This window comes from Actinokineospora cianjurensis, assembly GCF_003663795.1.
GTDB lineage: Bacteria > Actinomycetota > Actinomycetes > Mycobacteriales > Pseudonocardiaceae > Actinokineospora > Actinokineospora terrae.
In genome coordinates this window covers 198,292-211,339 of record NZ_RCDD01000007.1, presented here as the reverse complement: position 1 = coordinate 211,339, position 13,048 = coordinate 198,292, and the positions used below count along the sequence as shown (strand labels likewise).

At 69.0% G+C, this 13,048-nt stretch carries 10 protein-coding genes; 5 read left to right on the top strand and 5 right to left on the bottom strand.

What is annotated here, in order from left to right; all coding sequences use genetic code 11:
- Positions 1–67: 67 nt before the first annotated feature.
- Genes CLV68_RS29450 through CLV68_RS34845 form a run of 5 tightly spaced genes read left to right on the top strand, consistent with a single transcriptional unit; the run spans position 68 to position 6,978 of the window.
- Entirely contained in the window at positions 68–1,357 is a 1,290-nt protein-coding gene (locus CLV68_RS29450; RefSeq protein ID WP_121394269.1) for an MFS transporter, read from the top strand.
- Positions 1,358–1,359: 2 nt separating this feature from the next.
- Entirely contained in the window at positions 1,360–2,019 is a 660-nt protein-coding gene (locus CLV68_RS29445; RefSeq protein WP_121394268.1) for a response regulator transcription factor, read from the top strand.
- A 1-nt stretch (position 2,020) separates the two neighbouring features.
- A complete protein-coding gene (locus tag CLV68_RS29440; protein ID WP_121394267.1) occupies positions 2,021–3,361 on the top strand; it encodes a sensor histidine kinase in 1,341 nt (446 codons plus the stop codon).
- Between the two features lie 13 nt (positions 3,362–3,374).
- Complete coding sequence (locus CLV68_RS29435; protein WP_121394332.1) at positions 3,375–4,304, top strand: TAXI family TRAP transporter solute-binding subunit; 930 nt, start codon at positions 3,375–3,377, stop codon at positions 4,302–4,304.
- A 7-nt stretch (positions 4,305–4,311) separates the two neighbouring features.
- Positions 4,312–6,978 carry an NACHT domain-containing protein gene (locus CLV68_RS34845; RefSeq protein WP_425454889.1) on the top strand — a complete coding sequence of 889 codons (2,667 nt, stop codon included), beginning with the start codon at positions 4,312–4,314 and terminating at the stop codon, positions 6,976–6,978.
- On the opposite strand, the gene CLV68_RS29425 is transcribed toward CLV68_RS34845, so the two are convergent.
- The 5 genes from CLV68_RS29425 to CLV68_RS29405 form a co-directional block, all read right to left on the bottom strand.
- Complete coding sequence (locus tag CLV68_RS29425; RefSeq protein WP_121394265.1) at positions 6,920–7,381, bottom strand: DnaJ family domain-containing protein; 462 nt, start codon at positions 7,379–7,381, stop codon at positions 6,920–6,922. The genes CLV68_RS34845 and CLV68_RS29425 overlap by 59 nt on opposite strands.
- Positions 7,378–8,697 (bottom strand): class-II fumarase/aspartase family protein, encoded by a 1,320-nt coding sequence (locus CLV68_RS29420; RefSeq protein WP_121394264.1) that lies wholly within the window; start codon positions 8,695–8,697, stop codon positions 7,378–7,380. Before CLV68_RS29420 ends, CLV68_RS29425 begins: the two co-directional genes overlap by 4 nt.
- A gap of 8 nt (positions 8,698–8,705) precedes the next feature.
- Positions 8,706–10,526, bottom strand: a complete 1,821-nt coding sequence (locus tag CLV68_RS29415; RefSeq protein ID WP_121394263.1) for an FAD/NAD(P)-binding protein — start codon at positions 10,524–10,526, stop codon at positions 8,706–8,708.
- 120 nt (positions 10,527–10,646) lie between these two features.
- Positions 10,647–12,065: a condensation domain-containing protein gene (locus CLV68_RS29410; RefSeq protein WP_246010177.1), complete on the bottom strand. Its 1,419-nt coding sequence runs from the start codon at positions 12,063–12,065 to the stop codon at positions 10,647–10,649.
- A gap of 2 nt (positions 12,066–12,067) precedes the next feature.
- Positions 12,068–13,045 (bottom strand): alpha-ketoacid dehydrogenase subunit beta, encoded by a 978-nt coding sequence (locus CLV68_RS29405; protein ID WP_121394261.1) that lies wholly within the window; start codon positions 13,043–13,045, stop codon positions 12,068–12,070.
- Positions 13,046–13,048: the final 3 nt, after the last annotated feature.

Below are 13,048 nucleotides of genomic sequence, written 5' to 3'. Positions count from 1 at the left end.
GACGCCTTGTCGACCGCCGACTACTCCCCGCACTGTGGTCCCGATCACCTGATCCACGGGAGGGGACATGGCAGTCACGGAGCGGGCCGCGGACCGGCGGGTGGTGTCGAACATCGCCAAGGGGTCCATCGGCAACCTGATCGAGTGGTACGACTGGTACGCCTACACCGCGTTCTCGATCTACTTCGCGTCGACCTTCTTCCCGAAGGGCGACCAGACGGCGCAGTGGCTGAACACGGCCGCGGTGTTCGCGGTGGGGTTCCTGATGCGGCCGATAGGCGGGTGGCTGCTGGGGCGGTTCGCGGACCGGTTCGGGCGGCGGTTAGCGCTAACGGTGTCGGTAACGCTGATGGCGCTGGGGTCGCTGATGATCGCGCTCACACCCGGTTATGCCACGATCGGAGTGGCCGCGCCGATCATCCTGGTGCTGGCGCGGTTGTTGCAGGGGCTGTCGGTAGGCGGTGAGTACGCCACCTCGGCAACGTACCTGTCAGAGATGGCGGCCAAGGGGCGGCGCGGGTTCTTCTCCAGCTTCCAGTACGTCACCCTCACCGCGGGCCAGCTCACCGCGCTCGGGTTGCAGATCGTGCTGCAGAACGTGCTGTCCCCCGCACAGATGGACTCGTGGGGCTGGCGCATCGCGTTCGGCGTGGGCGCGCTCGGGGCTCTAGTCGTCATGTGGCTGCGGCGGACGATGGACGAGTCGCCGAGTTTCGAGGCCGAGCGCGGCAACGAGACCCGCGGGACCATCAAAGCCCTCTTGCGTCATCCCAGGTCGTGCCTGCTGGTCGTAGGTCTTACCTTGGGCGGCACAGTCGCGTTCTACACCTATACGACCTATCTGCAGAAGTTCATGGTGAACACCAGTCACATCGATAAGAGCACGGTGGCCTGGATCAACTTCCTGGCGCTGGCCGTGTTCGTAGTGCTGCAACCACTCGCGGGAGCACTGTCGGACAAGATCGGGCGTAGGCCGCTTTTGCTGGGCTTCGGCGTTCTCGGCACGCTGTGCACGGTGCCTCTTCTGACCGCGCTCGCTGGGACCAGTCAGCCCATCTTCGCGTTCCTGCTCATGTTGGGCGCGCTCGTCATCGTCACCGGTTACACCTCCATCAACGCGATCGTGAAGGCGGAGCTGTTCCCCACGAAGATCCGTGCGCTCGGCGTCGGTTTGCCCTATGCGCTCACGGTGGCCATCTTCGGCGGCACCGCGGAGTACATCGCGCTCTGGCTCAAGCAGGCCGGGCACGAGTCGGTGTTCTTCTACTACGTGGCGGGGTGTGTGCTGGTCTCGCTCGTGGTCTACTCGGTGATGGGCGAGACGTCCGCCGACTCACCGCTCGAGGACCGGGACTGACGATGCGCGTGCTGCTGGTCGAGGACGACGACGGGGTGGCCGCCGCGGTGCACGACGTGCTGACCGCGCACGGGCACCCCGTGGAGCGGGTCACCCGGGGCGCCGACGCGCTCATCCGGCACCGCGACGCCGACGTGGTGCTGCTCGACCTGGGGCTGCCCGACATCCACGGGCTGGAGGTGCTGCGCAAGCTGCGCAGGCTCGCCTCGACGCCGGTGGTGGTGATGACCGCGCACGGCGACGAGCGGACCGTCGTGCGCGGCCTGCGCCTGGGCGCCGACGACTACCTGGTGAAACCGGTGCGGCTGATCGAGTTGCTGGCCAGGATCGAGGCGGTCACCCGGCGCGCGCTGGCGGCCGAGGGCACCCGGCCGGGGGTGGTGGAGGTCGACGACGTCACGGTCGATCTGGACGCGCGGCGGGTGTCGGTGGCGGGTGCGGCGGTCGCGCTGACGAATCTGGAGTTCGAGATCCTGGCGGTGCTGGCGCGGCACGCGGGCGTCGCGGTGAGCAGGCAGCAGTTGCTCGACGAGGTGTGGGGCGACGCGTACCTGGCGGTGTCGCGGTCGTTGGACGTGCACCTGGCCGCGCTGCGGGCGAAGCTGGGCCGCCCTGACCTGGTGCGCACCATCCGCGGGTTCGGCTTCCGCCTGGAGGCGTGAGGTGCGTAGGCGCCTGCTGTTGGTGCTGCTCGGGCTGTCACTGGCGGCGCTGGCCGGGCTCGCGTGGCCGTTGCTGCACAGCACCTCCGCCGAGCGTACGCAGCGGTTCGTGCTCGGCCGTACCGCCGATCTGGACCGGTTCGCGGAGCTGGCGTCGGTTGGCGGTGACCGGCTCGTCACCGAGGTTCGCGCACATGTGGACCTCTATGGGGACGCGGTGGTCGTTATCGACGCTAGGCGTACACCGGTGCTAGAGACGGGGATGCGGGCAGACGAGCCTGCGGTGAAGGCAGCGCTAGATGCCGCGTTACGCAACCAGCCCGCGACAGTGCCACCGGATGTGCTGCCTTGGTCGTCCGGCTCGGTGTTGTTCGCGCGACCGGTGGGCAGCGGCACCAGGGTGACCGGGGCGGTCGCGTTGCGGTCCGCCGTGGATCGGGCGGCGGCCGATGTCGGCGGGTCGTGGGGCATCGTGTTGACGGGGGTGGTGAGCGCGGCGCTGGCGTTCGTGGCGTTGGCGTTGTTGCTGGCCAGGTGGGTGTTGCGGCCGGTGGCGGAGTTGGAGCGCGGGGTGCGGGCGGTCGGTGGTGGTTCGCCGGGGGCGCACGTGTCGCCCGCGTCGGGGCCGCCGGAGTTGCGCGGGTTGGCGGCGTCGTTCAACCGGATGTCGGACGCGGTGGCGGAGTCGGCCCACCGGCAGCGTGCACTGGTGGCGGATACGTCTCACCAGCTGCGGAACCCGTTGGCGGCACTACGACTCCGGATGGACTCATTGGCGGGACGGGTGTCTGCGGACGGTGCGGTTACGTACTCATCGATGGTCGCGGAGTTGGACCGGTTGGAGTCGTTGCTCGACTCGATGCTCTTGTTGGCATCAGCCGACACAGCGGCTACGGAGTTGGCGGCCGGTTTCGATGCTAGATGCGATGCGGGAGTGGTAGTCAAAGACAGGGTCGACTCGTGGTTGCCCGCCGCTGATCGCGCGGGGGTGACGGTGGTGGAGGAGATCTCGTGCGTTCCAGTGGCGTGTTCAGAGTCGGATCTGGCTCAGGTGTTGGATGTGTTGCTGGACAACGCCATCAAGTACGCGCCTGGTGGGACTGTTCGCGTGTCGGTAGGGCTACCAGCGGTCGTTACGGTCACCGATGACGGCCCTGGAGTGAAGCCGGAGGATCTACCCAAGCTGACTGACCGGTTCTGGCGCGCGTCATCGACGCCCGGGTCGGGCTTGGGGCTGGCTATCGCGGACCGGTTGGTCACGGCCTATGGCGGTGAGTTGCGGATCGTGTTGGCGGAGCCCCATGGGTTGGCGGTGACCGTCGTACTGCCGGGAGGCTCGTGATGGGGGTGTGGTGATGGGACTGTCTCGACGCGGGTTTCTGCTGGGCGTGCTGGGGGCGGTCGGGTGCTCTTACACCGGACCGAGCGGGCGGGTGCGGATCGCCGCTGGGGAGGCGGGTGGGTTCTATGTCGAGTTCGCCCGGTTGTTGGCTGGGGAGATGAACGCGGCGGAGCCCGAGTTGCGGGTGGAGGTGGTGGAGACGCTGGGGAGCGTCATGAACATCGCGCGGATCTCGGCTGGTGAGGCGGAGTTGGGCTTGGTTCTCGCCGACACCCTTGCTGCCGCCCGCGCAGGCTCACCGCCGTTCCACTCGCCGATAGACCTGACTGCACTGGGCCGGGTCTATGAGAACTACATGCAACTCGTCGTCCGCGCCGATAGCCCTATCCACGCACTGTCAGACCTGTCCAGCCACCACGTCTCCCTCGGCGCCTCCGGCTCCGGCGCCGCCCTCTTCGGCGAACGCCTAGTGACCACAGCCGGCGTCCCCGTCGTCGTGGACCACCACCCGCTGGCCGAAGCCACATCCGCCCTACGCAACGGCCGCGTCCAAGCCCTCCTCTGGTCCGGCGGCCTCCCCACGCCAGCCCTCACCGACCTGGACAACGCCATCGGCATCCGCCTACTAGACCTAGCCGCCTACGCCCCCACCCTCCGATCCCACTACGGCCCCGTCTACGACGCGGTAACCATCCCCGCCAACACCTACCGCTCCCCCACCCCCACCACGACAATCGGCGTCCCCAACCTCCTAGTCCCCAACCCCGCCCTCCCAACCCCCACCATCAGAACCACCGTCCGCGTCCTGGTAGACCAAGCTACCCACCTAGTCCCCCAACAAGCCCTAGGCACCCAATACCTCGACGTCCGCTCCCTCATAGACACCATCCCCGCGCCCTTGCACCCAGCAGCAGCGGCCATGTACCGAGACCTCCGGGGCTGACCGTGCGGTGTACTTTGGCCGCGTGCGCCGACAGCCTGACCTGACGTTCGCCGAGGCCCTCCGAATCCTGGACCGGGACGAACCAAGGCTCGTTGACAAGCTGGACAAGGCCCTGGGCATCGTGGTTCTGGGTGCGGGCACCGTCGCCGGGATCGCCGCCTTGGGTACGCCGCTCGCGCCGCTGGTCCTGTTCGCCTCGGTGTGGGGGTGGGTGGATCAGAAGAACGAGGCCATCAAGCTGCTGTCGTCGCTGCTCAAGCCCGCCCGCTTCCGGAACAAGCGCGGCCGCGAACGGCGCGAACTCATCGAGGCCGCCCACAGCCTGCTGGTGGCGTCGTCGTTCCTGGAGGTCTTGCGGGAGACCATCGGCCCGAAGGCGATCAAGAAGCTGGCCATCACCGACGCCGAGCGGTCCTACGTCGCGACCGGCGCCATCACCGCGAACCTCCAGTCCACCCTCGACGCCCTGTACCTGGCCGAGATCCCGGCCCCGTCGCCCACCCGCGGCTTCCAGGAGAACCTGACCGCCATCCGCTCCTGGATCGGCACCGCCTCGGGCCGAACCGACTCCTTCCTCGCAGGTCTGGACGCCTGGCAGGGCCGCCCCGCTTTGGCGAACCCGACGTTCATCGGCAAGGTCCTCGCCCGCTACGAGTCCCGCTACCTCGAACTAGCCGCCGATGTCCCGGAGTTCCTGTTCTGGTCGTCCCTGGGCGAACACGCCGCCACCCGCACCGCCATCTCCACGGAACTACGCGCCGTCCTCGACCTCCACACCGAAGCCCTCACCCGCCTGGAAAGCCTGCTCTCCCTCACGCCGGTGGCGCCGCACCCGGCCGAGGACCTGGACGCCCTCCACCGCGCCAACCGGGCAATCCTGGACCACCCGATCATCGCCGCCGACGTCGAGAGCCATGACGTGCGGTTCCCGTCGGTGGAGCGGGGCTTCATCACCCCGCACTACCGGATCGCCGGCGCCAACAGCCGCATCTCGGATCAAGACTGGTGGGACCGCCAACCACGCCACGAAGACTTGGACGTCATGCTCGCCGCGCACCTGACGTCAGCCAGCGCGACAAGGGTGCCGATGCTGGTGCTGGGCCACCCCGGAGCAGGCAAGTCCCTGCTCACCAAGGTGATCGCCGCACGCCTGCCAACAGCCAACTACACGGTGATCCGCGTTCCATTGCGGAGCGTGGAAGCGACCGCGCCGATCGTCCACCAGGTGCAGCAGGCATTGGACCTGTCAACGCACCTGCGCACCTCCTGGCGCGAGCTCACGCGCCAAAGCGCTGACACAGTGCGGGTCGTTCTCCTCGACGGCTTGGACGAACTCCTCCAAGCAGCACAGGTCGACATGCGTGATTACCTGCAGAAGGCCATGGACTTCCAGCGCCTCGAACACGACCAGGAACGCCCGGTGGTAGTCATCGTGACGTCCCGGACCGTCGTGGCCGACCGGGTGTCCGTCCCCGCCGACGCGCCGATCGTGCAGTTGGCCGACTTCGACGATGACCAGGTGGATGCCTGGTTGTCACGGTGGAACGCGACCAACCCGACGATCCGAGCACTGCGACACGAAGACCTCGAACAACACCGCCATCTCGCGGGCCAACCGCTGTTGCTCCTGATGCTCGCGCTCTACGCCGCCGAACCCTCGGCCCAGGGCTTCGACGGCGATCTGTCGACCGCGGCGCTCTACGAGCGCATCTTCGACACCTTCGCCCGACGAGAAGCACGCAAGTCGGCCAGCGGCCCCGACTTGGACAAGGCAGTGGAGGAACAGCTGGAACGGTTGTCCATTGCCGCCATCGGCATGTTCAACCGGGGGACCCAACACATCAGCGAGGCAGATCTCGCCGCCGACCTGGCCGCCTTGCTCGGCCCCGACGCCGTCCCGGCCGAGCGGGTGATCGGAAAGTTCTTCTTCATCCACTCCGCCGAAGCGGTCGCCCGGGAGAAGACTCGCTCCTACGAGTTCCTGCACGCCACATTCGGGGAGTTCTTGGTTGCCCGCTACCTAGTGCACGAACTAGTTCGAATGGCCCGCGGGGCGGACTACAACCGGGGTGATCCAAATGACGAGTTGCTGCATGAACTGCTCTCCCACCGGACGCTGACGGCGAGGCCGATCATCCTGGCCATCATGGCCGAGATGCTCACGCCAGATGACCACACACTGACAGCGCCTGCCCTGTTGACACTGCTGCGCACTTACACCCACCGCACCCGGTCCCGACGATACGAGCGTTACCGACCCACACCCCAGAATACCGTTCGACAGCTGGCAACCTACTCCGCCAATATTGCCGTCTTGATCTGCGAACCAACACGTGACCTTTCGCAGATCGAACACCTTGCCCCAAGCCACTGGGAGTCCACCGTCAACCTGTGGCGGACACTTCACCAAGAAGAAGACTCCGTCATACGGCGCTTGTATGCCATGGCCGAACCGCGCCGGAGGCAGTCGCTCCTCCTCCACGAACAACGCGTGGCCAAACTGATCGGCGATTCGGCGGGGGTAGCTTTCTATCAAGCACTCGCCCGGATGATCGACATCGCTCACGGGTTCGCGGTACTCAAAGAGGAGGGGCCGGAAAGTATCACCGACCGGATCAATGCTTTTCTCGACGACGCCACCAGACTCGTTTTGCCGGAGAAGGCGGCGGAGTAGCGGGTGGTGCTGGGCGGGTGGTGTGCCAGGTGGCGACGGCTTCTTCTTCGTCTACCAGGGGGACGATGAAGTGGGTGTCCTGGCCGTTGCGCATCCAAGTGCGGATTCGGGTGTTGAGGTCACCGACCACCTCGCGGACGACGCGTTCGGTGGGGGCGGTGCGGAGGGTTTCCGGGAGGCGTTCGATCTCCTTGCGGAGGCGGAGGGGTTCGGGGAGGAGCGCCTCGGTTTCCACGCCTTCGCGGCGGAGGTAGGCGGTTAGCCAGGCTTGGGGGTCGTGGAGGTTGGGGAGGGGCTTGCCCGCGCCGGGGAGGTTGTCGAAGGTGCCGCGGTTGGTGGCTTCGCGGATCTGGGCTTCGACCCACGACTCCGGGCTGACGCCGGGGGGTTTGCGTTTGGTCATGTGCGGGGGCGCGATAGGGCCCTGTCGATGAGGGCGTTGGTGGCGCCTAGGTAGGCCGATGGGTCCAAGAGGGCGTTGACGTCCACGGAGGCTAGTTCGGGGGCGGAGCGTAGAGCCTCGGAGAAGTCGGGTGAGCGGGAGAGGCGGGCCAGGAGTTTCTTGGCCTCGACCTTGCCCAGCACGGGGGCCAGAGCGACGTTCAGGCGCTCGGACACGATAGTGCCACCGGTCAGCGATAGGTTCGCCCGCAGCCGTGAGGGGAAGACCTCCAGGCCCTCGGCCAACTCCGCGGCGGTCCAAGCGGCGCCGCCGAGACAGCGCAAGAGTTCGCGCAGGGGCTGCCACTCCGCGTGCCACGCACCCGGCGCGCGCTCGTCCTCGGCGATCATCGACTGCGCCAGGACCGTGGCGTACAAGGGAACCTGCCGGGCGGCGGCCATGATCAGTGTGGCCAGCACCGGGTTGCGCTTCTGCGGCATCGCCGACGACACGCCCCTGCCCTCGGCGGACGGTTCGACGACCTCGCCCACCTCGGTGCGCGACATGCCCTGCACGTCGAGCGCGAACTTCCCCAGCACGCCCGTGACCACGGTGGCCGCCGACCCGATGTCCACGAACGGCGTCCGCAGCGCGTGCCACGGGACCACGGCCTCCGGCAGCCCCAGCACGGAGGCGAACTCCGCGCTCAGCACCAGCCCGTGGTCCGGATCTCCCGCGTACTCCACATAGGACGCCAGCGTCCCCGCCGCGCCGCCGAGTTGGGCGGGCAGCACCACGCCGCGGACCCGGTCGAGCCCGTCGAGCACCGAGGAAAGCCAGCCTGCCGCCTTGAGCCCGAAGGTCACCGGCACCGCGTGCTGGGTCAGCGTCCGACCGGCCATCACCGAGTGCCGGTGCTCGTCGGCCAGCCGCGCCAGTGCCTCGGCCACGCGCAGCAGGTCGCGGTCGACCACGGCGAACACGCGCCGGGTGATCAGCATGGCCGCCGTGTCCAGGATGTCCTGGCTGGTACTGCCGCGGTGGACGTACTCGCGGGCGTCCTCGGGCACGCACGCGGTGAACGCCGTGACAAACGCCACGATCGGGTTCGCGCCGCCCCGGGACCGCACCGCCAGGTCGACCACGTCGATGTCGGCGACCGCGCCCGCGATGGCCTCGGCGGCCGGAGCGGGGATCACGCCCAGCGCGGCCTGCGCGCGGGCCAGGGCCACCTCGACCTCGACCATCGCGGCGACCCACGCCTCGTCGGTCACCAGGTCGGCGGCCTCGGCACCGGCCCACACCGGGGCGAGCAGGCCGCTGTCGGTACCGGTCACGCAGCTCCTCAGGCCGTCCGCGCCACCGGGGGTCGCGCGGTGCTGGTCGCCGCCAACGCCGCCCTGGCGATGGCGTCCGCGTCGGCCAGGATCACCGAGTTCACCCCTGGGCGGATCCCCGCCGCGGTGACCCAGTGCACCGACTCGGTAGGGACACCGTATCCGAATCGGCTGGGGTGGGGCGTGCCGTCCGCGCGCAACAGCCGGTACGGGCGGGGTGTCACGGCAAGGCCGCCTGTCTCGACCGCGCCACACGGATCAGGTATGTGGTAGGGGACGCAGTCGCCCCGTTCGAGCATGGACGCGATAAGAGAGTCTGTCGTCAGCCGGATGTCGACCTCAGGTAGCCGTGCCTCCACCAACGTCGTGCACATCACCGCGGAGCCACCGACCCGAGGTGAGCTGACCAGGAAACCTCGGTCGGCTAGGTCTACCCGCATGCCCGGCCCCACGACCCGCACGACCTCGGCTTCGATCAACGCGACCAGCTCGGCTACTCGATGCGCGGGCGGTCCGATCGACAGGTAAGCGTTGAGCGGGGTGTACCAGCCATCGAGGTCGTTGCGATAAGAGGATCCGGTGATGCCACCGTGGTCGACCGCGAGTCGGATCTCGTTGCGCATGTCCCGCAACACGTCCAGGGCAGCCTTAACAGGATCGGTGACGTTCCCGCCCGGCACGTCCGCCCGCAGCAACTCCAGCAGCCAGCCCTCGAACTCCGCCGGTGACGCGAACCGCCGCCCACCATCCGGGTTCGACACCGCCGCCCAGTCCCACGGCTCGACCCCGAACTCCTCGACCAATCCCGGCTCGCCCGCGATGAACCGGGCCGCGAACTCCTCCCCCACCAGAGTCCGGTAGTAGACAAGCTCGACCTCGCGCGCGACCAACGGCCAGATGTCGTCCCGGAACGACACGGCAGGCTTAGAGCGCAGCTCGGCGATCACCTCCGCGGTCAGGAACACCGGCTCGTGCCGCCCGAACGCGCCCTTCTCGTTCTCCCCGCGCGCGTGGTACGGCACCCCACGCCGCGACCCCGTGACAATCACCGGCTCTCGCCCCGACGGCACATAGGCCAACGACCCGTCGGCGCGCTCCTTGAACTGCCCGCCACGGTCGCCGGTAAGAAGCGCCAGGTAGTCGAAGAACGCGAGACCCATGCCACGTACCGCGACGACCTCGCCCGGCATGATCGCCGACAGGTCCACCTCGGACGGATTGCCCGGCGGCACATAGCCAAGCCCGCGCGCGTCAGCGAAGTCGGACAACCGAGCCTCGACCGCGCCAAGAGGCATATCCACATGCCCCTGCGCCAGCACCACGGCAGACAGACCGGCAAGCGTGGTGCCATCGGACAACGTCACGCACTGGCCGCCGTCAGGGAAGTCATCGACCGCGATCGCGGTAAGACGGTGCAACCGGACCTCCACACACGGTGGAGCCGTCTGCCGGACATGGTCAAGGAACCAGTCCAGATAGTGCCCGTAGAACGCCCGCGTGGGATAAGAGTTCGGAGTCAGCGAGGCAGCCTCTTCCGCGGGTGCCAGCCCGCTGACCGCCCACTCATAGAGGCTCGGTCCAGGCCGGATAGGCCCACCGCAGTCCACCGTGGCGTCGGTGAACATCGACACCTGGCAGGCGATCGTGTTCATCAGCAGCGACGCGGGCTGGCTCGTGGACCACACCCGGCCGCCGCGCCCGACGTACGGGTCGACGACGTGCACGACCACCGGCTGCACGGCGTTGGCGCACAGCCGCTCGACGACGCTGAGGCCGCGCGGGCCCGCGCCGATGACGCAGACCTGCCGGACCGGGCCAAACCTGTGCATGCGAGCTTCCCGGGTTGCGTGGGTGCGGGGGCGGGTCCACCAACGACCCGCCCCCGCACCCTGGGCGTTCAGTGAGCGCGGAAAGGCCCCCGCGCTACCGCGCGGTTCACTTGATCTCGATCATCGGGCACCTCCCTCGCCAGTGTCCGCCCCGGCCACCGCTGTGGCCGGGAGCCTGGGCCCGCCCCGCACGCCGGTGGGCGTGTCCGGGTCGAGCGCGGTGCGCACCGCCACCGACTCGATGCCGCGCACGACGGCCTCGGTCTCGGCGGCGGTGAAGTAGCGGGTGTCCACCGACATGGTCAGCTCGATGGCAGCCGGGCTCGACGCGGACCCCTGGTCGTCGTCGACGTGCAGGTACAGCTTCTGCCGCGGCATGCCCGGCTCGTCCTCCCAGTGCGCCGACGACCGCGACAGCGCCGAGGCCAGCACGTCCGCCGTCGGTTCCGGGCCTGCCGATGGCGCCCGGTCGGCGGCGCGGCGGTCGTTGAAGAAGCAGGAGAAGTCGATCGGCTCGCCGCGGTCGGCGACGACCTGGTCGACCACCTCGTCCTGGGCGTCCGGGTCGTAGTAGGCGTGCTTGTAGGCGTTCATGGTGCTGCGCGCGGCCCGCCCGACGGCTTCACCGAGGGTGATGTCGGCGACGTCGATCAGGTAGGGGCTGATCTGCACGATCGTGCTCACCGACTCGGCGAACCCCGGCCGGAACCGGTTGCTCACCATCAGCATCGCCAGCACCGGGTTGCTCGCCCCGGCCCTGGCCAGCGCGACCGCGAAACAGGCGAGCAGGACCGGCGAGGTGCTGATCCCGGCGCGCCTGGCGACCGCGTCCACCGCCAGCCGGGTGGCTGGCGAGCGGTAGCGGATCAACCGGTAGGTCGGGTCCCGCAGCTCGGACGGCTCACCGAAGCGCAGTGGCGACACCGTCCGCAGCACGTGTTCGAGGTAGCGCAGCGAGGCGGCCGACTGGCGCAACGCGGCGGGTTGCTGCTGGGCGCGGGCCTGCTCCAGCGGCTGCACGGCGGTGACCGGCGGCAACGTCGCCGGATCGCTGGCCAGCTCCCGGATCAGCACCTCCAGCCCACCGGCGTCCATCGCCAGGTGCAGGTACACCGCCACCATGTGGGTGATCGCCCCCTCGGTGCGGACCACGGCCATCCGCACCGGGAACTCGTGCTCGTAGTCGAACGGCACGCTCGAGTACCGCTCCTGCACGGCGGCGGCCACCGCGGCCGGGTCGGACCCGGTCGCGTCGACGACCTCCAGCACGACCTCGCCAGAGGCGGCCAGGCTCTGCCGGGGCCTGCCGTCGGTGAACACCAGCCGGGTGCGCAGCGCCTGGTGCCTGCCGACGACCGACCGCAGCGTGGCGACGACCTGCTCGACGGTGACCCCGGGCGGCAGCGGCGTGAGCCCGCCCATGGTCCTGGACTCGCCCGAGCGGGCGATGGCCTGCCAGATCCCGATCTGACCCCAGGTCAGCTCGGCCTCGCCGCTGCCGTCGCCGTCGAACGGAACGGGGACGCGTTCCACTCGCATGATCACCAGCCCGTGCTCTTGAGCACCGCGCGCACGGCCTCGGCCAACTGCGCCTTGGTGGGCTGGATCGCCACGTCCAGCTCGGGGACCGCGCCGACGATGGCGCCGTCCGGCCTGGTCACGCGCTTGGGCGGGGCCACCAGCCGCATCTCCTCCGCCGCGGTGGCCAGGATCTCCGCGCCCATGCCGCAGGCGCGGTTGGAGTCGTCGAACACCACCAGCCGCCCGGTGCGGGCGACCGACTCGGCCAGCCCGGTCCAGTCGAACGGGTACACCGAGCGCGGGTCCCACACCTCGACCGACGCCTCGTCCGCCAGCTCCTCGGCGACCGCGAGCGCCTCGTGCACCAGGTGCCCCAGGGCGACCACGGTGACGTCGGTGCCCGCGCGGTGGACCCGGCCGCTGCCCAGCGGGATCGGCGCCAGGTCGGCGTACTCGACGATCTCGCGGACCCCGAGCGAGGCGAGCGGCCCGAAGAACACGACCGGGTCGTCGTCGCGGATCGCGGTGGTCAGCAGGCCGTACGCGTCGGTCGGGGTCGCGGGCAGGACGGTCTTGACGCCCATGTGCGCGAACAGGCTGTACGGCTGGTCGGAGTGCTGCGCGCCCCACCCGGCCCGCCACCCGGCCGCGGGCATCAGGTAGGTGACCGGCACGCTGCGCTGCCCGCCGCTCATCATCAGGAACTTGTTGGCCTGGTTGGTGATCTGCTCGAACACCAGCAGCAGCAGGAACGGGATCTGGAACTCGATCACCGGCCTGCGCCCGGCCATCGCCGCGCCGGTGGCGAAGTTGGTGAACCCCTGCTCGGTCAGCGGGACCTCGACCACGCGGTCGGGGCCGTAGCGCTTGAGGAACCCGGCGGTGATGTTGGTGAGGGCGAAGTTCACGTCCTCACCGAGGACGAAGACCGACTCGTCGCGGTCCATCTCGTCGCCGAGCGCCCGGTTGAGGGCCTTGAGGTAGGACAGTTTGGGCATGGC